Origin of the sequence: Kineococcus sp. NBC_00420 (genome assembly GCF_036021035.1) — a bacterium.
In the GTDB taxonomy this organism is placed as follows: Bacteria; Actinomycetota; Actinomycetes; order Actinomycetales; family Kineococcaceae; genus Kineococcus.
This window is the reverse complement of sequence record NZ_CP107930.1, coordinates 1313866-1337014: the sequence shown is the minus strand read 5'-3', so window position 1 is coordinate 1337014 and position 23149 is coordinate 1313866. Positions and strand designations below refer to the sequence as shown.

At 74.1% G+C, this 23149-nt stretch carries 18 protein-coding genes and 1 pseudogene; 10 read left to right on the top strand and 9 right to left on the bottom strand.

Going from position 1 to position 23149, the window contains the following annotated elements; translation table 11 throughout:
* Positions 1 to 10: 10 nt before the first annotated feature.
* The 4 genes and pseudogenes from OG218_RS06490 to OG218_RS06475 all read right to left on the bottom strand — a co-directional run bounded on the left by OG218_RS06490 (position 11) and on the right by OG218_RS06475 (position 4891).
* Positions 11 to 1057, bottom strand: coding sequence for an NAD(P)-dependent alcohol dehydrogenase (locus tag OG218_RS06490; protein WP_328292386.1), 1047 nt, complete (start codon positions 1055 to 1057; stop codon positions 11 to 13).
* Positions 1058 to 1138: 81 nt separating this feature from the next.
* Positions 1139 to 2893, bottom strand: coding sequence for a GspE/PulE family protein (locus tag OG218_RS06485; RefSeq protein WP_328292385.1), 1755 nt, complete (start codon positions 2891 to 2893; stop codon positions 1139 to 1141).
* Between the two features lie 182 nt (positions 2894 to 3075).
* Positions 3076 to 3549: pseudogene (locus OG218_RS06480) on the bottom strand (DUF1003 domain-containing protein); the annotation flags it as partial.
* A 34-nt stretch (positions 3550 to 3583) separates the two neighbouring features.
* Entirely contained in the window at positions 3584 to 4891 is a 1308-nt protein-coding gene (locus OG218_RS06475; RefSeq protein ID WP_328292383.1) for a magnesium transporter MgtE N-terminal domain-containing protein, read from the bottom strand.
* Positions 4892 to 4955: 64 nt separating this feature from the next.
* On the opposite strand from OG218_RS06475, the gene OG218_RS06470 reads away from it, so the two are divergent.
* Both OG218_RS06470 and OG218_RS06465 read left to right on the top strand, forming a co-directional pair.
* Positions 4956 to 5555 carry a Dps family protein gene (locus tag OG218_RS06470; protein ID WP_328292382.1) on the top strand — a complete coding sequence of 200 codons (600 nt, stop codon included), beginning with the start codon at positions 4956 to 4958 and terminating at the stop codon, positions 5553 to 5555.
* Positions 5556 to 5688: 133 nt separating this feature from the next.
* Positions 5689 to 6495, top strand: a complete 807-nt coding sequence (locus OG218_RS06465; protein ID WP_328292381.1) for a general stress protein — start codon at positions 5689 to 5691, stop codon at positions 6493 to 6495.
* Positions 6496 to 6583: 88 nt separating this feature from the next.
* Here the strand turns inward: OG218_RS06465 and OG218_RS06460 are convergent, their stop codons facing one another.
* Positions 6584 to 8032, bottom strand: a complete 1449-nt coding sequence (locus OG218_RS06460) for an aminopeptidase P family protein (RefSeq protein WP_442906465.1) — start codon at positions 8030 to 8032, stop codon at positions 6584 to 6586.
* 251 nt (positions 8033 to 8283) lie between these two features.
* Between OG218_RS06460 and OG218_RS06455 the strand changes: the two genes are divergently transcribed.
* The 3 genes from OG218_RS06455 to OG218_RS06445 are packed head-to-tail and all read left to right on the top strand — an operon-like array spanning position 8284 to position 10456.
* Positions 8284 to 8952: a DUF6758 family protein gene (locus tag OG218_RS06455; RefSeq protein ID WP_328292379.1), complete on the top strand. Its 669-nt coding sequence runs from the start codon at positions 8284 to 8286 to the stop codon at positions 8950 to 8952.
* 56 nt (positions 8953 to 9008) lie between these two features.
* On the top strand, positions 9009 to 9857 hold the full coding sequence (locus tag OG218_RS06450; protein WP_328292378.1) for a PHP domain-containing protein: 849 nt from the start codon (positions 9009 to 9011) through the stop codon (positions 9855 to 9857).
* The gene (locus OG218_RS06445; RefSeq protein ID WP_328292377.1) at positions 9854 to 10456 is read left to right on the top strand and encodes a MarC family protein; all 603 of its coding nucleotides are present in this window, start codon (positions 9854 to 9856) and stop codon (positions 10454 to 10456) included. The genes OG218_RS06450 and OG218_RS06445 overlap by 4 nt, the downstream gene beginning before the upstream one ends.
* A 6-nt stretch (positions 10457 to 10462) precedes the next feature.
* Here the strand turns inward: OG218_RS06445 and OG218_RS06440 are convergent, their stop codons facing one another.
* The 3 genes from OG218_RS06440 to OG218_RS06430 all read right to left on the bottom strand — a co-directional run bounded on the left by OG218_RS06440 (position 10463) and on the right by OG218_RS06430 (position 13518).
* On the bottom strand, positions 10463 to 11137 hold the full coding sequence (locus tag OG218_RS06440) for an oxygenase MpaB family protein (RefSeq protein WP_328292376.1): 675 nt from the start codon (positions 11135 to 11137) through the stop codon (positions 10463 to 10465).
* Between the two features lie 81 nt (positions 11138 to 11218).
* Complete coding sequence (locus OG218_RS06435) at positions 11219 to 12994, bottom strand: DEAD/DEAH box helicase (protein ID WP_328292375.1); 1776 nt, start codon at positions 12992 to 12994, stop codon at positions 11219 to 11221.
* A gap of 299 nt (positions 12995 to 13293) precedes the next feature.
* The gene (locus tag OG218_RS06430) at positions 13294 to 13518 is read right to left on the bottom strand and encodes a DUF3107 domain-containing protein (RefSeq protein ID WP_328292374.1); all 225 of its coding nucleotides are present in this window, start codon (positions 13516 to 13518) and stop codon (positions 13294 to 13296) included.
* A 185-nt stretch (positions 13519 to 13703) separates the two neighbouring features.
* Between OG218_RS06430 and OG218_RS06425 the strand changes: the two genes are divergently transcribed.
* The 5 genes from OG218_RS06425 to OG218_RS06405 all read left to right on the top strand — a co-directional run bounded on the left by OG218_RS06425 (position 13704) and on the right by OG218_RS06405 (position 22565).
* On the top strand, positions 13704 to 14513 hold the full coding sequence (locus OG218_RS06425; RefSeq protein ID WP_328292373.1) for a DUF3152 domain-containing protein: 810 nt from the start codon (positions 13704 to 13706) through the stop codon (positions 14511 to 14513).
* Positions 14514 to 14574: 61 nt separating this feature from the next.
* A complete protein-coding gene (locus tag OG218_RS06420) occupies positions 14575 to 14922 on the top strand; it encodes an MGMT family protein (protein WP_328292372.1) in 348 nt (115 codons plus the stop codon).
* Complete coding sequence (locus tag OG218_RS06415; protein ID WP_328292371.1) at positions 14919 to 15791, top strand: methylenetetrahydrofolate reductase; 873 nt, start codon at positions 14919 to 14921, stop codon at positions 15789 to 15791. The genes OG218_RS06420 and OG218_RS06415 overlap by 4 nt, the downstream gene beginning before the upstream one ends.
* A 43-nt stretch (positions 15792 to 15834) precedes the next feature.
* Positions 15835 to 19224, top strand: a complete 3390-nt coding sequence (locus OG218_RS06410; RefSeq protein WP_328292370.1) for an ATP-dependent helicase — start codon at positions 15835 to 15837, stop codon at positions 19222 to 19224.
* Positions 19221 to 22565, top strand: a complete 3345-nt coding sequence (locus tag OG218_RS06405; protein WP_328292369.1) for an ATP-dependent DNA helicase — start codon at positions 19221 to 19223, stop codon at positions 22563 to 22565. The genes OG218_RS06410 and OG218_RS06405 overlap by 4 nt, the downstream gene beginning before the upstream one ends.
* Here OG218_RS06405 and OG218_RS06400 read toward each other — a convergent pair.
* Positions 22475 to 23107, bottom strand: a complete 633-nt coding sequence (locus tag OG218_RS06400) for a hypothetical protein (protein WP_328292368.1) — start codon at positions 23105 to 23107, stop codon at positions 22475 to 22477. The two genes, OG218_RS06405 and OG218_RS06400, sit on opposite strands and share 91 nt — an antisense overlap.
* Positions 23108 to 23149 lie beyond the last annotated feature (42 nt).

The window sequence follows — 23149 nt, the reverse complement described above, 5'->3', positions numbered from 1 at the left end:
GGTTGTTCCGTCAGAGCGACGGCACGACCACGGCGCGCCCGTGCAGGCTGCCCGCGGCGAGCTTCTCGTAGGCCTTCGGCGCGTCGGCCATCGCGAACGTCTCGGTGTGCACGTCGAAGACCCCCTGGTGGGCGAGGTCGACCAGCTCGATGAGCTCGTGACGCGCACCCCAGTACGGGACGGTGACGGAAGCCTCGTAGGCCTGGCGGAAGAACCCGACCTGCGCGGCGGCGGGGGTGTTCGTGATCCCGACGATCGTCACGTCGGACTCCACGTCGGCCACCGACATCGCGGTGTCGATCGTCGGCTGCGCGCCCACGAAGTCGAGGACGAGCTGAGCTCCCCGGCCCCCGAGCAGCTTCCGCACGTTCTTCGCCGCGTCCGCGTTCGAGAGGACGACGTCGTGGGCCCCGACCGAGGCGGCCAGCGCGAGCTTCTCGTCGCTGACGTCGAGGGCGATCACGCGGGCTGGGGAGAGCGCGCGCAGGATCTGGATGGCGAGGTGGCCCAGACCGCCGGTGCCGATGACCACGGCGACGGAGCCGGCCCGCAGCTTCGGCAGCGAGCGCTTGATCGCGTGGTACGGCGTGAGGCCGGCGTCGGTCAGCGGGACGGTCGTGACCGGGTCGAGGTCGCCGATCGGGACCAGGTGGCGCGGGGAGTCGACGACCATGAAGTCCGCCAGCGCACCGGGGGCGCCGAGTCCCGGCGGGTCGATCCCGAGCTCCGCCGCCCGCGGGCAGTAGTTCTCCTTGCCCTGCGCGCACAGGTGGCAGGTGCCGCAACCCCACGGGCCGTAGACGACGACGTTCGTCCCGACCTCGATGCCCTCGGCTCCCGGGCCGAGCTCGACGACGCGACCGGCGCCCTCGTGGCCCAGGGTCAGCGGCAGTCCGTAGGTGTACTGCTCCGCCGGGAGGCCCATGACGAAGTCGTCGGAGTGGCAGATCCCGGCGGCGGTGACCTCGAGGAGGACCTGCCCGGGGCCGGGGACGGGCTTCTCGATCTCCACGACCTCGGGGGCTGCTCCGATGGTCCGGTACTGCACTGCGCGCACGGTGGGTCCTCCTCGACGAGTGGTCTGTCCGTCGAGAAGTTTACTCCTGAAGCACTTTTTGAACGACAGGTGTCGCGCAGATCACCCCGCGGTGACGCGGATGACCTCCTCGAACGTGGTCTCGCCGCGCATCGCCTTGTCCAGGGCCGACTGGCGCAGCGTCTTCATGCCGATCCGCTCGGCCTCGGCGAGCAGCGCGGCCTCCGTCGCGTCGTGCATGAGCACCTTGCGCACGCTCGGGGTGACGTCGAGGACCTCGTAGACGGCGGTCCGGCCGCGGTAGCCCGACCCGCCGCACTCGGGGCACCCGGTGCCCTTGAGCGGGGTGGCGTCCAGGATGTCCTCGATGGTGAGGTCCAGCAGGGCGAGGGTGTCCTCGTCCGGGATGTAGCCGTCGGCGCAGGAGTCGCAGGGTTTGCGGACCAGTCGCTGGGCGATCGCGGCGGTCAGCGAGCTGGCCACCAGGAACGGCGCGGCCCCCATGTCGACCAGACGGGTCAGGGCTCCCACGGCCGAGTTCGTGTGCAGGGTGGAGAGCACGAGGTGACCCGTCATCGACGCCTTGAGCGCGAGCTCGGCCGTCTCGGTGTCGCGGACCTCACCGATGAGGACGATGTCGGGGTCCTGGCGCAGGACGGAACGCAGACCCGCGGAGAACGTCATCCCGACCTTCGCGTGCACCTGCACCTGGGTGATGCCGGGCAGCTGGACCTCGACGGGGTCCTCGAGGGTGATGATGTTCTTCTCGGGGCTCATCGTCGCGTGGATCGCGGCGTAGAGGGTGTTCGTCTTGCCCGAACCCGTCGGCCCGGTGATGAGCACCAGGCCCTGCGGCACCGACAGCGCCTTGTTGAAGATCACCAGCTGGTCCGGTTCGAAGCCCAGCGACTCCAGGGTCGGGACGTCGTCGCCGCGGGTGAGCAGACGGATCACGATCTTCTCGCCGTGCAGGGCGGGCAGGGTCGAGACGCGACAGTCGATGGCGGACCCGTCGACCACCACGCGGGTCCGGCCGTCCTGGGGGATGCGGCGCTCGGAGATGTCCAGGCCGGAGATGATCTTGATGCGGCTGATCACGCTGGGGGCGACGCGCTTGGGGGCCGACATGACGTCGCGCAGCAACCCGTCGACGCGGAAGCGCACGCGCAGCTGGTCGCGCTGGGACTCCAGGTGGATGTCGGAGCAGCGCAGGCGGACCGCGTCGGAGAGGATCCGGTTCACCAGCTTGACGATGGGGGCGTCGTCGTCGACGGAGCCGTTGAGGGCCGCCAGCGGGTCCTCGTCGTCGTCCTCGGTCGCGTCCTCGACCATCCGCGAGACCTGCGAGGTGTCCTCGGTCAGCGACCACGCGCGGGCCAGCTGGTCGCGGATCTGGGAGTCCATCGCGACGACGACGTGCAGCTCGGGGGTGCGGGTGTACAACTTCACGTCGTCGAGGGCGAGGACGTTCGTCGGGTCCGCGGCCGCGACGAGGAGGTACTCCGGCGTCTTGTCCAGCACCAGCACCCGGCAGCGCTCGGCGACGGCGCGCGGCAGCAGCCGGACGACGTCGGGGGCCAGGGTCAGGCGGGAGAGGTCGACGTGCTCGAGCTGCAGCAGCTCGGCGAGGCACTGGGCCAGCTCGGCCTCGGACACCATCCCGAGCTCGACGAGGATCTGACCGAGACGGCGACGCGGGCCCTCCACGTTGCGCTGCTCGGAGAGCGCGACCTCGAGGTCCTCGGGGACCAGCAGGCCCTTCTCGACGAGGACGTCCCCGAGACGCTTGCGGACCTGGGTGGCCGGCGGGGCAGCGTGAGCACCGGGGGCCCCGGGCGATTCGTCGAGAGTCGTCACCCGTTGGGTGTCGGCACCTCACCCTCCGAACCTGAATCCGCGGACTCCGGTTCAGCCGGTTGCTCGTCCAGGACCTGCGGCGAGGGGTTCGGGGCGGGCGTCTCGGTGACGCGCTTGCGCTTCTTCCCGTTCTTGCGCTTGGCGTCGCGCGAACCGCGCGAGGCGCTCGGATCGCCGTCCTCCTCGCGCAGCTCCTCAAGGATCGAGCGCAGCTCCGAACGGACGAAGTCGCGGGTGGCGACGTCACGCAGCGCGATGCGCAGCGCGGCGACCTCGCGGGTCAGGTACTCCGTGTCGGCTAGGCCGCGCTCGTCGCGGGAGCGGTCCTGCTCGTTGAGGACGCGGTCCCGGTCGTCCTGGCGGTTCTGCGCGAGCAGGATCAGCGGGGCGGCGTAGGACGCCTGCAGCGACAGGACCAGCGTCAGGAAGACGAACGGGTACTGGTCGAAGCGTAAGGCGCCCGGGGTCAGGGTGTTCCAGAGCGTCCAGACCACCACGAAGGCCGTCATGTAGACGAGGAACGTCCCCGTCCCCATGAAGCGGGCGAACTTCTCCGACGCGCGCCCGAACGCGTCGGGGTCGACCTGCGGACGGGCCAGCAGCTGACGACGCGCCTCGCGCGGGGTGTCCAGGGAGACGCTGTCGTTGCGCACCAGGCGGGGACCGGTGCGGGACCGGCCGGGTTCGCGCTCAGCCACGGGTCACGCCCCCTGCGCTCGGCTCCTCGAAGACGGGTTCCTCGGCGTCGCGCCAGTCGTCGGGCAGCAGGTGGTCGAGGACGTCGTCGGCCGTCACGGCGCCCAGCAGGTGCCCGTCCTCGTCGACCACGGGCAGCGACACCAGGTTGTAGGCGGCCAGCTGGCGCGTCACCCCCTGCAGTGTCTCCTCGGGGGAGAGGGGGGTGATGTCGTTGTCCAGGATCTGGCCCAGCGGCGTCTGCGGCGGCTCGCGCAGCAGCCGCTGCAGGTGCGCCGTCCCGAGGTAACGGCCCGTGGGCGTCTCCAGCGGCGGCCGGCAGACGTAGACGGCGGTGGCCAGCGGGACGCTCAGCTCGGTGCGGCGGACGTGGGCCAGGGCCTCGGCGATCGTCGCGTCGGGGGCCAGGACGACCGGGTCGGAGGTCATCAGACCACCGGCGGTGCGTTCGTCGTAGGCCAGCAGCCGTCGCACCGGTTCGGCCTCGTCGGGGTCCATCAACGCCATCAGCCGCTCGGCCTGCTCCACCGGCAGCTCGCTCAGCAGGTCGGCCGCGTCGTCGGGCTGCATCTCCTCCAGGACGTGGGCGGCACGGGCCCCGGCCAGGGCGGAGAGGATCTGGACCTGGTCGTCCTCGGGGAGCTCCTCGAGGACGTCCGCGAGGCGTTCGTCGTCCAGCGCCGCCGCGACCTCGAGGCGTCGCTTGGGCGTCAGCTCGTGGATGACCTCGGCGAGGTCGGCGGCCTTGAGCTCCTCGAAGGCGGCCAGCAGGTTCGTCGCGCCCTGGTCGAGGTCCGGCGCGGCGAGCCCGACGACCCCGCCGACGACGGCGTCGAGGCCGATGGTCATCGTCTCGCCGCGGCGGCGCAGGCGACCGGAGAGACCGCGCGGCGCCCGGCCGCGGCGCACGAAGAGCTTCGTCAACTGCCAGTCGCGCGGTCGGACCGGTTCCAGGCCGAGGTCCTCGATCGTCGCCTCGCCGCTGCCGTCGGCCAGGTCCACCGTGCGGTCCAGCAGTTCGGCCAGCAGCAGGGTCTCGGTGCCGCGCTGCTCGAAGCGGCGCATGTTGACGATGCCGGTGGTCAGGACCTGGCCGACCTCGACGTTGGTGACCCGGGTCATCGGGACGAAGACCCGGCGCCGGCCGGGGACCTCGACGACGAGGCCGATCACCCGGACCGGGCCGCGGGGGCGGATCATGCCGACGACGTCGCGGATGCGCCCGACCTGGTCGCCCTGAGGGTCGAAGACCGACGTTCCCGCCAGCCGGGCGGCGAAGACGCGTGTGGTGGGGCCGCTCACACCGTCCAATCTAGGCCCCGATCTTCAACGCGCGGCACCGCGGGCGGCCTCCTACCGTGACCACATGGCCAAGGAGAGCAAGAAGATGAAGTCGGAGGGTCTCCCCTCCTTCACGATCCCGGGCATGACGCTGGAACAGGGTGCCGAAGTGGCGGCCCTGCTGCAGGACCGGCTGAACGCCCTCACCGATCTGCACCTCACGTTGAAGCACGTCCACTGGAACGTCGTCGGCCCGAACTTCGTCTCCGTCCACGAGATGCTCGACCCGCAGGTCGACGCCGTCCGTGAGATGGCCGACACGACGGCCGAGCGCATCTCGACCCTGGGCCTCTCGCCCGTCGGGACCCCGGGTGCGCTCGTCGCCGACCGCTCCTGGAACGACTACTCGATCGGCCGCGCCGGCGCGATCGAGCACCTCGGCGCCCTCGACCTCGTCTACGTCGGCGTCATCGAGGACTACCGCCGCGACATCGCGGCCACCGAGGAGCTGGACCCGGTGACCCAGGACATGCTCATCGGTCAGTCCGGCCAGCTCGAGCAGTTCCACTGGTTCGTGCGCGCCCACCTCGAGACCTCCGGTGGCGCGCTGTCCACCGCCGGGGCCTCCAGCGAGGTGGAGGCCCGCGGCCAGGCCCGGGCCGGGGTCAAGCGCAAGACCGCGTGAGGTCCGTCGGGGGGCCGCGGGGCACGTCCCGCGGCTCCCCGACGTTGTGCAGGGTGTCGATGATCTCCACCTGAGACCATCGACCGATCCCGCGCGAAGGTCACGGGACGGGTAGACCGGTGAGGATGTAGAGATGTCGAACCTCGGGCCCATGGGTGGTCCGCAGCGGATCACCACCCCCACCCCGCCGTCGGGGGACGCGATCGGCCGGTACGCCACCTACTCGGAGGCGCAGCGGGCCGTCGACTTCCTCTCGGACGAGCACTTCCCGGTGCAGAACGTCACCATCGTCGGCAACGGCCTGCAGATGGTGGAACGCGTCACGGGGCGCCTGACCTACGGTCGTGCCGCGGGCGCCGGTGCCGGGTCCGGAGCCTGGTTCGGTCTGCTCATCGGCCTCATGCTGTCCGTCTTCGGCAGCGGTGGGTCCGGTGCGTTGTTCACCGGCATCCTCGTCGGGGCCGGGTTCGGGATGCTCTTCGGCGTCATCTCCTACGCGCTCACCGGCGGCCGCCGCGACTTCACCTCCTCGTCGCAGATCGTGGCCTCGGAGTACACCGTGCTCTGCCTGCCGCAACTGGCCGGTCAGGCGCGTGAGGTCCTCTCCAAGCTGCCCAACGGCCTCGGTCGTGGCACCGGCCCCGACTTCTCCAAGCCGACGGGCCAGTCGCAGTGGGGTGCCCCGGACCCGGGTGCGCGCCCCGCCCCGTGGTCGCCGCCGCCCAGTGGTGCGCACCTGCCGCCGCCGCAGCCCGGCAGCGCCCCGGCGGACCAGCCGCCGCCCCCGCCCGGTGAGCAGCAGCCCGCCCCGGAGCCGGTGATGGACCTCTCGGGTCCGACCTACGCTGAGAAGGTGGAAGAACAGCGCCGGGCCCGCCGGGCCGCCGAGCAGGCCGCGCACGACGCCTCGCAGACCCCCCCGGCGCGCGACCGGGAGTGATCCCCGGCCGTGCGTCTGGGCGCGCGGTGACCCCGGTGTCGTCCATCGACACCCCGGTCACCGCGCGCTCCCGCGTGGAGACGACGGATCAGCGCAGCGAGGCCATCCACGCCTCGACGTCGTCGGGGGTGCGGGCCAGCCCGGCGGTGAGGTTCTCGACGCCGTCGGCGGTGACGAGGACGTCGTCCTCGATGCGGACGCCGATCCCTCGCAGTTCCGCGGGGGCGAGTTCGTCCTCGGTCTTGATGTAGATGCCGGGTTCGATGGTGAACACCATCCCCTCGCGCAGTTCCGCGTCGAGGTACATCTCCTTGCGGGCCTGCGCGCAGTCGTGCACGTCGAGGCCGAGGTGGTGGCTCGTGCCGTGCGGCATCCACCGGCGGTGGAACTGCCCGCCGGGTTCCATCGAGGTCGCGACGTCCACGGGGAGCATCCCCCACTCCGCGACCCGGTCGGCCACGACCTTCATGGCGGCCTCGTGGACCTCGCGGAACCTCACCCCGGGCTTCGCGACGGCGAAGGCGGCCTCGGACGCGTCCAGGACGGCCTGGTACACCCGGCGCTGCGCGTCGGTGAAGGTGCCGTCGACGGGCAGGGTCCGGGTGACGTCCGCGGTGTAGAGGGAGTCGACCTCGACGCCGGCGTCGACCAGCAGCAGCTGACCCGCGGTCACCGCGCCGTCGTTGCGGATCCAGTGCAGCGTGCACGCGTGATCGCCTGCGGCGGAGATGGTCTCGTACCCGACGGCGTTGCCCTCGACCCGGGCGTTGCCGTCGAAGACCGCTTCGACGAGACGTTCGCCGCGCGGGTGGCCGATCGCGCGCGGCAGCGACCGGACGATCTCCTCGAAGCCGCGGATGCTGGCGGCGACCGCCGTCCGCATCTCGCCGATCTCGTGCTCGTCCTTCACGAGGCGGAGTTCGGAGAGCGCGGTGACGAGTTCCTCGTCGGCCTTGTCCAGCGCCTCGCCGCTGCGCAACGGTGCCACGAGGGCAGTGACGGCGGGGTCGGCGTCGGGCACCACGCGCAGGCCCGTCGTGGTGTCGTCGTCCAGCGAGGACCCGATCTCGTCGGTCAGGATCGCGACGTCGTGGCAGGTGATCCCGGTCTGCGCGGCGAACTCCCGGAGCGTGGGACGGACCCCCACCCACAGTTCGCCGTAGCGGGCGTCGGCGAAGAACTCCTCGGTGTCGCGCGCGGCCTGCGGGCGGACGTAGAGGACGGCCTCGTGACCCTCGGCCCGCGGGTGCAGGACGAGGACGGCGTCGGCCTCGCGGTCGCTGCCGAGCCCGGTGAGGTGCGCGAACGCCGAGTGCGGCCGGAAGCGGTAGTCGGTGTCGTTGGAGCGGCGGACGAGCGTCCCCGCGGGGACGACGAGCACCTCGTGCGGGAACAGGGAGGACAGCACCGCGCGGCGTCGCGCGGCGAACGGCGCCGACGGGGCGGCGTCGAGGTCCTCGGCGGGGCGCGGCCCCCAGCCCTCGGAGATGAACTTGCGGAACGCGGCCGAGCGGGGCGTGGCCCGGTGCGACGACATGTTCTCGCCGTCGACCTCCCCGCTGCCCTCCCCGTCGCCCTGCGTGACGGTGGCGCCGTCGGTCTCGGGGGCCTGCACGTCGAAGGTCTCCTCGACGGATCCCTCGGGCCGCTGCGTCGTCTGCGAAGTCGCTCCTGGAGTCACCCGACCATCATCGCCCGCGGTGCCCGCGTTGTCCCGCCACCCCCGCAGGTCGTGACCCCCTGTGACCAGCAGTTGACGATTCCCGGGTCGGGGGGTCACGGTGGGGCATGGGCGGTACGGCGAGGTGCCCCCGCTGCGACGGAGCGGTGCGGGCACCCAGCATCTGGCACTCCTCGGCGACCTGCGCGGTCCACGGGGAGGTGGTTCCCCTGCAACCCGCGCAGCGCGCGGACGGCGAGCACCTGGCCTGGATCGCCCGGCACTCCGACGTCCCCGTCTGGATGCCGTGGCCCCTCCCCGACGGCTGGCTCGTCACCGGGACGCGCTGCGTGCGGGACGAGAAGCACGAGGCGCAGGCCGTCGTGGTCGCGGTCTCGGGCCCGAACCACGGGGTCGGAGGGTCGCCCGTCGCGGACCTGCTGCTGGTCTCCGAACAACCGGGGACCGGTCTCGGTGCCCACCTCGCCGGCCGCGACGACGTCGACCCGGGGGAGGGGATCGTCAGCGGCCGTCCCGCGGCGCGTCCGCACGCCGGCGGTGCCGCCACGCCGCTGTGGGGGGTCGAGGCCGACGGTGACCGCGCGGTCCTGGTCGGGGAGGCCGGCGGGGTCTGGCTGTGGGCGTTGCTCTGGCCCGCCTCCGCCGGGTTGACCCTCTTCGACGACCTGCAGCTCATCGACCTGCGCGATCCCGCCCACGAACTCGACGTGCCCTGCGGGGCGTTGTCGCCCCGGGTCTCCTGGGCAGGCCCCGAGACCGCGGTCCGAGGCGCCTGAACGGGCGCGCCACGCGTGTGGACGGGATCACCGGTCACGGCACGTAAGCTCGTGGGGTGCGCATCGACCTGCACACGCACTCCAACGCCTCCGACGGGACCCAGTCGCCGGCCGACGTCGTGGCCTCCGCCGCGCAGGCCGGCCTCGACGTCGTCGCCCTGACCGACCACGACACCAGTGACGGCTGGGTCGCGGCGGTCACCGCCGGCGAGCGGCTCGGAGTTCGCGTGGTTCCCGGGGTGGAGATCAGCTGCCTGCGTCGCGGCGTCTCCGTCCACCTGCTCGCCTACCGGCACGACCCGACCGACGAACCCCTCGTCCGGATGCTGGCCGAGTCGCGCACCTCCCGCGCCAGCCGGGCCCGGCAGATGGTCGAACGTCTCGGCCCCGACACCGGTCTGCGCTGGGAGGACGTCCTCGAGCACGTCCACGGCGACGCCACGATCGGGCGTCCGCACATCGCCGACGCCCTCGTCGGCCTCGGCGTCGTGGAGGACCGCGACGAGGCCTTCGCCACGTTGCTCTCCGGTCGCAGCCGCTACTTCGTCCCGCAGACGGCCCCCGACCCGGTCGAGGCCGTCCGGCGGGTCCGCGCGGCTGGCGGGGTCCCCGTCATCGCGCACCCCGCGGCGTCCAAGCGGGGCAGCTGCATCGGCGACACCGACATCGAGGCCATGGTCGAGGCCGGTCTCGCGGGCCTCGAGGTCGACCACCGCGACCACTCCGACGCGGAACGCGCGCACCTGCGCGACCTGGCCTCCTCCCTGGACCTGCTGATCACCGGGTCGAGCGACTACCACGGCACCGGCAAGCGGAACCTGTTGGGGGAGAACACCACCGACCCCGAGGTCCTGGTCCGCATCGACGAGCTCGCCGCCGCCCCGCACGAGGTCGGGAACGCGTGAACCTGCAGCTCTTCGGGGAGACCTTCGTCACCCTGTTCGTCATCATGGACCCGTTGGGGACCGTCCCGATCTTCCTCGGGCTGACCGCGACGTTCAGCGCCACCGAGCGCTCCCGGGCGGCGCGCCAGGCCGTGTTCGTGGCCTTCGGCGTCATCGTCGCCTTCGCCCTCTTCGGTCAGCGGATCCTCGACTACCTGCACATCAGCCTGCCTTCGCTGCAGGCCGCCGGTGGTCTGCTGCTGCTGCTCATCGCCCTGGAACTGCTGACCGGCAAGAGCGACGAGCCGACGAGCACCGTCGGGGTCAACGTCGCGATGGTCCCGCTGGGGACCCCGCTGCTGGCCGGGCCGGGCGCCATCGTCGCCACCATGGTCTTCGTCCAGCAGGCGCACGACTGGGGTGACCGGGCGGCGATCGCCGCCGGGGTCATCGCGGTGCACGTGACGTTGTGGCTCGCGATGCGCTTCGCCGGTCTGGTCCACAAGGTGCTCGGCGACTCCGGCGTCCTGCTCGTCACCCGGGTCGCGGGTCTGCTGCTGTCGGCGATCGCCGTGCAGCTGGTGGCGGACGCGGTCCGGACCTTCGTCGTCGAGAGCTGACCCGGCTCAGAGTTCCCGCAGCCGGGCCCTCAGGTCCGCCCCGCTCTCCGGGGCGGGGCCCCTGCGGGCCCACGACGGCAGCACGCTGACGGCGAGACGGCAGGCCTGCGCCCAGGAACCGGGCAGCGAGTCGTCGTCGTAACCGGTCAGCGAGCGGGCCGGGGCGTCCAGGTCGACCTCGGCCCGGACCGCCGCGACGTCGGCGGCGACCTCGTCCGACGTCGCGGACAGGTCGTCCGGTTCGGCACCGAGCAGGACGGCCGTGCAGCGTTGCTCCCGGACGTAGCGCTCCGCGGCCGCTCGGGTGGGTGCTTCGCCGGCGGCGGCGGCGGTCAGCAGCACGGTGTGCACCCGCAGCGCGTGCCGCAGGGCCGCCAGGTCGGGGTCGTGACCCTCGGCCAGGACGTGCCGGCCGCCGTCGAGGGCGCGTTCGCGCGCCGCGAGCGCCATCGCCCGCACCGGGTCGCACGACGCCGCGCGCAGCAGTGCGGCCGCGTCGAGCACGCGTCGCCAGGGGTGGCGTTCGTCCTCGAGGGCCGGTCGCAGCCGGGGGTGGCGTTCCTCGACCAGCGCGGCGGCCAGCAGCGCCACCTCGAGGGTCGGCCCGGCGTGCAGGACCTGCGACACGCTCGGTGGGGCCGCGGGTCGGGCGGTGACTGGTGCTCGAGTGGTTGCCGTCACCCCACCAGGGTGCGGTCGAGTCCGGGTGGTCGCAGCTCGGACGGGTCCCGCCGGTGGTGCGGCGGGACCCGTCCGACCGGGTCAGTCGACGGCGGGAGCGGGGGCAGCGCTCTCGTCGCTGCCCTGCTCGGCGCTCGCGTCGGCGGTCTTCGCGCGGCTGCGACGACGGCGACGCGGCCGCTCCGCGGTCTCGCCACCCTCGGCGGGTGCCGGGGTCTCCGGGGTCTCCGCGACCGCGGGAGCCTCGGGGGTCACCGCCGCTCCGTCCGCCCCGACCGGGGTCTCCACGACCTGGGTCTCGTCGAGTTCGACCCCGCTGCGGGTCCGGCGGCGCTGACGGTCGCGGCGGGGACGCTCGACGCGTTCCTCGACGACACCTTCCTCGGCCGCGACAGCGGTGGGGCCGGCGTCGCGACGGGGACCACGCCCACTGTCACGCCCACCGTCGCGCCCGGACTCCCGGCCACCGTCCTTGCGGGGGCGTCGGCCCTTGCTGGCGCCGACCTCCCCGAGGTCCTCGACCTGCTCGGCCTCGAGGCCGGCGCGGGTCCGGCTCGCGCGCGGGAGGCGTCCCGTCGTGCCCGCGGGGATGTTCAGGTCGTCGAACAGGTGCGGCGAGGACGAGTACGTCTCGACGGGTTCGCCGAAGCCGAGACCGAGCGCCTTGTCGATGAGGCCCCAGCGGGGGAGCTCGTCCCAGTCCACGAAGGTGACCGCGACACCGGTGTTCCCGGCGCGGCCGGTGCGACCGATGCGGTGCAGGTAGGTCTTCTCGTCCTCGGGGCACTGGTAGTTCACGACGTGGGTGACGTCCTCGACGTCGATGCCGCGGGCGGCGACGTCGGTGGCGACGAGGACGTCGACCTTGCCGGCGCGGAACGCGCGCAGGGCCTGCTCGCGGGCGCCCTGGCCGAGGTCACCGTGGATGGAGGCGGCCGCGAAACCGCGTTCCTCCAGCTGCTCGGCGACGGAGGCGGCGGTGCGCTTGGTGCGGCTGAAGACGATGGTGAGGCCGCGACCCTCGGCCTGCAGCAACCGGGCCAGGACCTCGACCTTGTCGAGGGCGTGGGTGCGGTAGGCGAACTGCGTGATGGCCGCGACGGTGGCTCCGTCGTCGGTCGGGTCCACGGCGCGGATGTGGGTGGGCTGACGCATGTAGGAGCGCGCCATCGCCACGACCGGGCCGGGCATCGTCGCCGAGAACAGCATCGTCTGCCGGCCCGGGTTGGTCTGCGAGAGCAGGCGTTCGACGTCGGGCAGGAAGCCGAGGTCGAGCATCTCGTCGGCCTCGTCCAGGACGACGCACTTGACGTTGAAGAGGTCGAGGTGACGCTGCTGCGCGAGGTCGAGGAGACGGCCCGGGGTGCCGACGACGACGTCGATGCCCTTGGTCAGCGCGGCGATCTGCGGTTCGTAGGCCCGGCCGCCGTACACGGTGAGGATGCGGGCGGGGTAGTTGCGGCTCGCGGTCGTCAGGTCGCCGGCGACCTGGGTGGCGAGCTCGCGGGTCGGGACGATGACCAGCGCCTGCGGCTTGCCGGGGTTCGGCAGGACGTCGTAGTCGGGGTCACCCGGGACGGCGGTGCGCTGCAGGAGCGGGACGCCGAAACCGAGGGTCTTGCCGGTACCCGTCTTGGCCTGGCCGATGATGTCGTGCCCGGTCAGCGCCACGGGCAGGGTCATCGACTGGATGGGGAACGGGGTGGTGATCCCGGCTCCGGCGAGGGACTGCGCGATGCGCGCGTCGACGCCGTGCTCGGCGAAGGTGCCGACGGGCGGGGCCACGTAGGGGGCGGCCTCGGGGGTGGTCTGGTCGGACGTCTCGTGCTGGGCGTCCGTCGTGCTCGAGTCGGTCATGCGTCTCCCGTGCAGGGGGCGGCGGCGTCGACGACCCGCACGAGCTCACCGGGTGGGGAGCGCTCGAACCCTCCGTGAGGAGGTCGTCAGGCGGGACGTGCGGCCGCGTCGCGGCAATCGGCAGCCGATCGTGACTGGCGACCGGGCAACCATGAACCTGACCATGGTAGCCGTGCCACCCCGTGCCCGGCGCGTGTCGCCCCCTCACACCCCGTCACAGCGCCCCCGGCGGTGCGGCGCGACGCCGCGGTGGGGTCTCCACCGCGACGTCACACCTCGTCACACCTCGTGCCCGCCCGTCAGGACAGGCCGAAGCCCACCTTGCGGACCTCCGAGGCACCGATGTCGATGTACCCCAGCGACGCCGCCGGGACCACCACGAGGCGTCCCTTCTCGTCCACCAGCCGCAGCACCGTGCCGCCGGACAGCGCCTCGGTGACCGCCGCGGTGATCTCCTCGCTGGTCTGGGCCGACTCGAACACCAGCTCGCGTGCGACGTTCTGCACGCCGATCCGAACCTCCACCGCAGTCCCCTCCCGGGTCTCGCCGTTCCTGAACCTCGCGTGGGGCGGTTGCCGCCCGCGATCGTCAGGCCACGCTAGCCGCCGCCGGGGCGCGACCGCGTTCCGGTTCGCCGCCAGCGGACGGGGCGGAGGTGCGAGCGGGGTGGCTGCGCCCGGCTGTGCGGTACCGGTGCGAAGCTGACGCCGTGCTCCTGCGTGCCCACGACGGCGACCCCGACCGCCCCCCGGTGACCTCCCGACGGGCGGTCCTGCTCGGCGGAGCGGGGGTGCTGGCGGGACTCGCGGGGTGCACGGGCGGAGCGAGCGGCACGCCGTCGCAGGCCCCGGGGACCCCGGCACCCACCAGCTCGACGGCCGCCCCGTCCGAGGTGGCGACACCCACGGTGACGCAGCCGACTCAGCCGCCGCTGCCCGAGGGCCTCACGGCGGCCGACGTCAGCGCCGGGGTCCTGCTGCGCAGGGTCCCGCAGTCCGGTGGGGGATCCCTCGTCGTCGTGCCGGGTTCCTCGCAAGCCCCTGCCTCGCAACGGGTCCGTACCCTCCGCGTCGAGGTGGAACAGGACCTCCTCGACGCGGGCGTGCTGGACCCGGTCGCGTTCGCGGACTTCGCGCTGGGCGTCCTGAACGACCCGCGGAGCTGGGGCGCGGGCGGCACGACGAGCTTCGCCCGCACCGACGGCGACGCCGAGATCCGCCTCGTGCTGGCGACCCCCGACACCTCCGCCGCGCTCTGCCGCCCCCTGCGCACCGGCGGCACGCTCTCCTGCCGCAGCGGTGACGCGGCGATCCTCACGTGGTACCGCTGGGTGGAGGCGATCCCCGACTACGGCGAGGACCGCACCGGCTACCGGCAGTACGTCGTCAACCACGAGGTGGGCCACGCCCTCGGTCACGGCCACGCGCCGAACCCCGGGGCCGGGAAGCTCGCGCCGGTGATGATGCAGCAGACGAAGGGGCTGGACGGCGCGCTGCCGAACCCCTGGCCCAACCCCTGAGGCAGGGGCCCGGCACAGGGGGCCAGCGCGTGTCGCGGCACCCGGGTGGGAGGCTGCGCCCGTGCCGAGCGAGCTTCCCGACCGCGCCGAGGAGGTCCTCGAGGTCGTGCACGCCATCCCCGCCGGGCGGGTCCTGACCTACGGCGACGTGGGCGAGCTCGTCGGTGACCGCGGACCGCGGTTCGTCGGGAACGTGCTGCGCCGCTTCGGGTCCGACGCCCCCTGGTGGCGCGTCCTGCGGGCCGACGGGAGCGCCGCCCCGCCGCTCGCGGACCGGGCCCTGCAGCACTGGCGGGCGGAGGGTGTCCCGTTGCGGCGCCTCGCCCACGACGCCGCCGACGTCCGGGTCGACCTCGGGCAGGCCCGCTGGGACGCGAGCGACTGGGTCGCCCCGTGGGCCCCGCGGTGAGCCTCCCCGAGGACCTGGCCTGCGCGCAGCGGCGCTTCTCGGTGGAGTTCTCGCCCGCCCACGACGAGGCCTCGGCCACCCGGCAGTGGGCGAGCGTCGAACGGCTCGCCCGGCTCCGGCCGGTCTTCGCCTCGGTCACCTACGGCGCCGGCGGCGGCAGCCGGGAGGGGACGGTCGAGCTCGCCTCCCGCCTCGCCGCCGAGACGTCCCTGCGCCCGCTCGCCCACCTCACCGCCGTCGGGGAGTCCGCGGACCGGCTGCGCGGTGTCGTCGGCGCGCTGCTGGCGGGCGGGGTGCGCGACGTCCTCGCCCTGCGGGGGGACCCGGACGGCGACCCGCACGCACCCTGGAGCCCGCACCCGCAGGGTCTGCAGCACGCCGACGAGCTGGTGCGGCTGGCCCTGACCGAGGGCGCGTCCTCGGTGGGGGTGGCGGCCTTCCCGCTCGGCCACCCCGACTCTCCCGACCCCGACACCGACCTGCGGCACCTGCTGGGGAAGGTCCGCGCCGGAGCCGCGTTCGCGATCGCCCAGCTGACCTTCGACGTCGAGGACTTCCTCCGACTGCGGGACCGCCTCGCCGCCGCCGGCTGCCAGGTGCCGCTGGTCCCGGGTCTGCTGCCCGTGACCAGCCCGCGGGTCCTCGAGGTGACCCGACGGCTCACCGACGGCCACGAACCCTCCTGGCTGCACCGTCGCCTCGACCCCTTCCTCGACGACCGGGGCGCCTTCCGCGAGGAGGGTCTGCGGGTCGCGGTCGAGGACGGCCGCCGGCTGCTGGCCGAGGGCGTGCCCCTGCTGCACCTCTACTCCCTGAACCAGGCCGCCAACGTCGAGGCGCTGGTGGCCGAGCTGGGACTGGCCGGCTGACAGCGGTGGGGGTCGTGTCGGAGGTCTGTGGTGCCATGACGAGGTGCTCGGGGAGAACGTGGACGACGGTGGTGCGGGCCGTGCGCCCGGTGGGGGCGGCGACGGTGCCCGCCAACGGCCCCGACGGCCGCGACCGCCGCGGTTGCGGCGGGCCGCACCGGTCGAACCCCCTGCCGCACAGCCGGACCCGAGCCAGCAGCGGGTGCTCGACACCCGGCCCGGCAGCGGCCCGCTGGTCGTCCTGGGTGCCCCGGGGACCGGTCGTACCCGCACCCTGCGCGAACTCGTCGCGACCCGGGTGGAACGCGACGGCCTGGAACCGGACCGGGTCCTCGTCCTGGCCCCGACCCGTCGTTCCGCCGACCTGCTGCGCGACGACCTCTCGCAACGGTTGCGACGCACGACGGGCCAGCCCGCGGCCCGCACGCCCCAGTCCTACGCCTTCGGCGTGCTGCGCCTCGTCCACGTCCGCGAGGGGACCCCGCCGCCACGTCTGATCTCCGGCGCCGAGCAGGACTCGATCCTGGCCGACCTGCTCCGCGGTCACCTCGCCGTCACCGCCGAGGAGGGCCCGGCCGTGACCGAGCTCTTCGACCTCGACGCCACCGGCGCGCTCACCGCCACGGGTGCCCTGCGGGTCCCGAGCTGGCCCAGCGACGTCCCCCGCGCGTCCTGGGTGCTGCGCAGCTTCCGCAACGAACTGCGCGACCTGCTGATGCGCGTCGTCGAACGCGGGCTGCGCTCCGCCGACCTGCTCGACCTCGCCCGCACCCAGGCCCGGCCCGAGTGGCGGGCCGCGGCCGCCCTCCTCGAGGAGTACCTCGACGTCAACGCCCTCAGCCGCTCCGAGGCCTACGACCCGGCCGCCGTGGTCGACGAGGCCGTCGTCGCCCTGCAGGCCCAGCCCGACCTGCTCACCGCCGAACGCGCCCGCTGGGACCTCGTCGCCGTCGACGACGCCCACGACCTCTCCGACGCCGGTCTGCGCCTGCTCGAGGTCGTCGCCGGTGGGCGCGACCTCGTGCTGACCACCGACCCCGACAGCGTCACCCAGGGCTTCCGCGGTGCCGACGCGCGCACCGCCGCCGGGCTGGCCCAGCGGTTCGGGCCGCGACCGGGCGTCGACGCGCCGACGTTCGTGCTCGGCACCGGCTGGCGCCAGCGGCCCGTCCTGCACGACGTGACCCGGGCGGTCTCGACCCGCATCGGCGCTCTCGGCGGCGCCGGGCAACGCGCGGCCCGCGCGGGTCGCGGCGGCGGTGGGCACGTCGAGGTCGCCGTCCTCGGCTCACCCACCCAGGAGGCCGCCTGGATCGCCCAGCGGTTGCGCCGCCGCCACCTGCTGGACGGGATGCCCTGGTCGCGGATGGCCGTCGTCGTCCGCTCCGCCGGGCACACCGCCGCGCTGCGCCGGGGGCTCGCGCACGCCGGGGTCCCGCTCGCGGTGCCGCTCGCGGAGGTCCCCGTGCGCGACGAGCCGTCCGTCCGCCCGCTGCTGACGGCGCTCGCCGTCGTCCTCGACCCGGAGGCCCTCGACGACGCCACGGCCAGGGACCTCGTGACCTCGCCCGTCGGCGGAGCCGACGTGGTCGCCCTGCGGCGCCTGCGGCAGTCGTTGCGCCGCAGCGAGGTCGCCGCCGGTGGCGGTCGCAGCAGCGACGCCGTGCTCACCGGGGCGCTGGCCGGGGCGCTCGCCGCGCCGGAGGTCGGTGACCTCGCCGCGGCGGACGGTGACCTGGCGATGCTCGGCGTCGAGGACCCGGCGTTGCGCCCGGCCGTGCGGGTGGCGGTCGTCCTGCAGGCCGGTCGACGAGCGGCCGCGGCACCCGACGCGAGCGCCGAGACGGTCCTCTGGGGGATCTGGGAGGCCAGTGGTCTGGCGGAGCGCTGGCAGCGGGCCGCCCTGGCCGGGGCCGTCGTCGAGGGGGCCGACGCCGGGCGCGCCGACCGCGACCTGGACGCCGTGCTCGCGCTCTTCGAGGCCGCGGGTCGCTTCGTGGACCGCTTCCCCGGGTCCGGCAGCGCGCAACGCTTCCTCGACCAGCTGATGGCGGCCGAGGTGCCTTCCGACACCCTCGCCGACCGCGCCCCCGACGCGGGGGCCGTCACGCTGACCACCCCGCAGGGCGCGGTGGGACGCGAGTGGGACCTCGTCGTCGTCGCCGGGGTGCAGGAAGGGGTCTGGCCCGACCTGCGGTTGCGCGGTTCCCTCCTCGGCGCGCAGGCGCTCGTGGACGTCCTCGAGGGCCGCGACTCCGACGGCCCCGGCGCGCGCCGCGCCGTGCTGGAGGACGAGCTGCGGCTCTTCCACGTCGCGGTCTCCCGGGCGCGCGAGGAGCTGGCGGTGACCGCCGTGCGGGCCGAGGAGGAACGCCCGTCGGCCTTCGTCGACGTCGTCGCCGACGCGGCCGGGCTGCAGGAGGGCGCGCAGGACGAGGAGCGCGAACTGGCGACCGTGCCGCGGGCGGTGTCGTTGCCGGCGCTGGTGGCCCGGCTGCGCCAGGTCGTCTGCGCGCCGGACACGCTCGAGTCCCCGCAGCGCAAGGCTGCCGCGGCGTCCCGGCTGGCGGAGCTGGCCCGCGCCGGGGTCGGTGGCGCGGACCCGGCGCAGTGGTACGGCGTCGACGACCTCACCGACGACGGCCCGTTGCGGGCTCCGCACGAGGAGGTCGCCGTCTCGCCGTCGCGGGTCGAGAGCTTCGAGCGCTGCGGGCTGCGCTGGCTGCTGGAGAGCTCCGGCGCCCGCGCGGGCGACTCGACGAGCCAGTCGATCGGCAACCTCGTGCACCGCATCGCCTCCGAGGCTCCCGAGGCCGACGCGTTCGAGCTGCGTCGTCGCCTGGGAGTGCTCTGGCCGACCCTCGGACTGCCGGACGGGTGGGTCGCGGACACCGCGCGCGCCCGGGCCGAGCGGATGGTCGACAAGCTCGCGGAGTACTCCCGCGAGGCGCGCCGGGAGGGTCGCACGCTGGCGGGCGTCGAGCTCGACGTCGACGTCCTTGTCGGTCGCGCCCGCATCCGCGGCCGGGTGGACCGCCTCGAGGTCGACGGCGAGGGCCGGGCCGTGATCGTCGACCTCAAGACGGGCAGGACCCAGCCGTCGAAGGCCGACCTCGAGCGGCTGCCGCAGCTCGGCGTCTACCAGCTCGCCGCCCAGGAGGGCGCGTTCCCCACGGTGCCCGGCGGCACGGGGGGCGCCGCTCTCGTCCAGCTCGGCGGCAACCAGAAGAAGGCCCCGCAGCAGCGCCAACGCGCTTTGGACGAGGACCCCGAGCCCGGCTGGGCGTCCGACCTCGTCGCCCGCGCGGCCGAGGGGATGGCCGCCGACCGCTTCGAGGCGGTCGTCGGTCCGCACTGCGGGTACTGCCCGGTGTACAGCAGCTGCCCGGCCCAGGACGCCGGCCGCAGCGTCGTCGAGGAGGGTTCCCGGTGAGCGAGCTGCTGGGAGCCGTGGAGATCGCGCACCGGCTCGGACGGCCGACCCCGACCCCCGAACAGGTGGCCGTGATCGAGGCCCCCGTGGAGCCGATGCTCGTCGTCGCGGGGGCCGGCTCGGGCAAGACGGAGACGATGTCCTCGCGCGTCGTGTGGCTCGTCGCCAACGGCCTGGTGGCTCCCGAGGACGTCCTCGGCCTGACCTTCACCCGCAAGGCCGCCGGAGAGCTCGCCGAACGCGTCCGTCGCCGGCTGCGGGGGCTGCGGGCCGTCGGCCTGGGCGGGGACGCCGCCGACGACGCGTTGGGCGAGGGGGAACCGGTCGTCTCGACGTACCACGCCTACGCCGCCTCGCTCGTGATCGACCACGGGCTGCGGATGGGCATCGAACCGCAGTCCACCGTCCTGTCCGACGCGGGCGCGTGGCAGCTGGCCTCCGACGTCGTGGAGACCTGGCGCGGCGACCTGCCCGGCGTCGAGGCCGCACCGAGCACCCTGGCCGCGGCGCTGCTCCAGCTGGCGGGGGAGTGCGCCGAGCACCTCGTCGACCCCGCCGACGTGCTGTCCTTCGTCGACGGGATCGACGCCCACGTCAAGACGCTGCCCAAGGACGACAGGAGCATCGCGAAGCTCGGCGCGCACGTCCCGGGGGAGCCCTACGCCAAGGTCCGCGACCTCCTGGCCGTCCAGCAGGCCCGCAAGGTCGTCGTCCCGCTGCTCGCCGAGTACGAGCGCCGCAAGCGCGACGCGGAGCAGCTCGACTTCGGCGACCAGGTGCTGCTCGCCGCCCGCCTGGCCCGCGAGGTCCCGGCCGTCGCCGCGGCGGAGAGGGCGAAGCACCGGATCGTGCTGCTGGACGAGTACCAGGACACCTCCTACGCCCAGCTCGCCCTGCTGCGTTCGCTGTTCGGGGACGGGCACCCGGTGACGGCCGTGGGCGACCCGCACCAGTCCATCTACGGCTGGCGCGGCGCCAGCGCGGGGAACCTCGTGAGCTTCCCCGCCCACTTCCGCCGCCTCGACGACACCCCCGCCGCCCAGCTGCCGCTCGCGACGAGCTGGCGCAACGACGAGGGCGTCCTCGCCGCCGCCAACGTCGTCGCCGAGCCGTTGAACGCGGCGCTCACGGCGGGGACGGTCGCGGTGCTGCGCCCGCGTCCGGGCGCCGGGACCGGCCGGGTGCGGGCGACGTTCGCCGCGACGGTCGAGGAGGAGGCCGCCGAGGTCGCCGCCCGCCTCGCCGAGGTGTGGCGCGCCGACTCCGAGCGGCTCGCCGTCCAGCGCCGGGTGGAGGGGGCCGATCCCAGACCCCGTCGCACCGCGGCGGTGCTGTGCCGCAAGCGGAGCCAGTTCGTGGTGCTGCAGCGCGCGTTGCGCGACGCCGGGCTGCCCGTCGAGGTCGTCGGGCTCGGGGGACTGCTCTCGACCCCGGAGGTCGTCGACGTGGTCGCGACCCTGCACGTCCTGCACGACCCGGGTCGTGGCGACCACCTCGCGCGGTTGCTGACCGGTGCCCGCTGGCGCCTCGGCGCCCGCGACCTCGCGGCGCTGGGGGTGTGGGCCCGTCAGCTCCAGCGGCAGCGCAACGCGCTGCCGCTGGACCCGCACGAACCGGGCGAGGACGTCGTCGTCCTGCCCGACGAGGTCGAGTCGGTGAGTCTCGTGGAGGCCCTGGACGACCTCCCGGGCGCCGGCTGGACCGGCCCGGACGGTCGTGGGTTGTCCGCCCGGGCGCACGCTCGGCTGTCCCGGCTCGCCGCCGCCCTGCGCCGGTTGCGCAGCCGGACCCACCTGCCCGTCGCCGACCTGGTCGGCGAGGTCGAACGTGCCCTGCTGCTCGACGTCGAGGTGGCGGCCCGGCCGGGCAGTTCCCCGGCCTTCGCCCGCAGCAACCTCGACGCCCTCGCCGACGCGGCCGCGTCGTTCTCGGCGGGGTCGCAGCGGCCGGGGCTGGGGGGTTTCCTGTCCTGGCTGGACGCGGCCGAGGTCCGCGAGCGCGGACTGGAACCCGGAGCCTCCGACGTGGCGACCGACGCCGTCCAGCTGCTCACCGTGCACGCCAGCAAGGGGCTGGAGTGGGACGTCGTCGCCGTGCCCGGGCTCGTCGAGAAGTCGTTCCCCGCCACGGGGGAGACCGCACCGGGGTGGCTGGGCGGCATGGGTTCGCTGGGCGTCCTGCCCTACCCGCTGCGCGGGGACCGCTCCAGCCTGCCGCACTTCGACATCGAGGGTGCCGACACCCAGAAGGAGCTCGACACCGCCCGCGAGCAGTTCCTCGCCGCCTGCGGTGAGCACCAGCTCGCCGAGGAACGCCGTCTCGCCTACGTCGCGTTCACCCGGGCCAAGGAGGAACTCCTGCTGTCCGGGGCCTACTGGGACGATGCGACGAGGCCCCGGGAGCCCTCCCGGTTCCTGCGCGAGGTCCTCGAGGCCCCGCCCGGCGCCGTTCCCGGGCTCGTGGTGCTGCCGCCGGCGGCCCCGCCGGAGCCCGACGCGCCGAACCCGCGGACGGCGAACCCGCAGCGCGTCGTCTGGCCGGTCGATCCGCTCGCCTCCCGACGCGGCGACGTGGACGCGGGGGCCGCCCTCGTCCGCGCCGCGATGGCCGCGACGACCACCCTGGACGAGGTCGAGGAGGTGGACGAGGTCGACGAGGAGACGTTGTCCTGGGGCGAGCAGAGCCGGTTGCTGCTGGCCGAGCGCGCCCGGGCCCACGACGCCCCCGGGGTGCTCCTGCCCAAGCACCTCTCCGCGTCGCGGCTGGTGGCGCTGGCCCAGGACGCCGACGCGTTGGCCCTGCAACTGCGACGGCCCGTCCCGCTGGAACCCCGTCCGGCGACCCGTCGGGGGACGGCGTTCCACGCCTGGCTGGAGCAGCGCTTCACCGCGAGTTCGCTGCTCGACCTGGTCGACCTCCCCGGTGCGGCCGACGAGGACGCCGCCGACGACGCGGAGCTCGTGGCGCTGCAGCGTCGCTTCCTCGCCTCGGAGTGGGCCTCGCGGGACCCGGTCGCCGTCGAGGTGTCGGTGGAGACCCCCGTCGCCGACCTCGTGGTGCGGGGCCGGATCGACGCGGTCTTCTCGACGGTCTCGGCCGGGAGGACCCGGTGGGACGTCGTGGACTGGAAGACGGGCCGACCGCCGGAGGGGGACGGGGCGCGTGCCCGCGACGTCCAGCTCGCGGTCTACCGCCTGGCCTGGTCGCGGTGGCAGGGAGTTCCGCTGGAGGACGTCAGCGCGGCGTTCTTCTACGCCTCGACGGGTGCGACGGTCCGGCCCGTCGACCTGCTGGGCGCGGACGACCTGGAACGACTGGTCCGTTCCGTCCCGGTCGGGTAGTCGCCCAGGGTCGCGAGGAACTGCCGGAACGCGCGGTCGGTGCGGTCCCGGTCGCCGGTGGCGTGCAGGTCGGTGATCAGTCCGCGGATCACGGCCAGGACGAGGGTCGCGAGGTCCGGGCGCTCGAGGGTCCGCAGTCCGTCCTCGAGGGGTTCGAGCCAGTCGGTCGTCGCGGCCCGGCGTAGTTCCGGCCACAACGGCTCGACGGTGCTCTCGCGCAGTTCCCCGAACATCCGCAGGTAGGGCTGCCCGTCCGCTCCGGTGATCGCCGTCCACGCCCGGGTGAGGGTGTCGCGGTACGGCTCGTCGGGTCGTGGCCGGAGCAGGTCGCGGAACCCGTCGAGCTGTCGCTGTCGGGCCCGGCCGAGGACCGCGCGCAGCAGGGCGTCGCGGGTGCCGAAGTGGTAGATCAGCATCCGCGCCGAGGTCCCGGTGGCGGTGACGAACGGCCCGAGCCGGTCGGGGAGGCCGTGGGCGAGGGCGTGGTCGGCGCAGGCGTCGAGCAGTTCCTCCTTCCGTTGTGGCTGCGGTCGACGGCCCATCCCCGGATCTTTTCGCGTAACGATCGCTACGTCTAGCGTTGG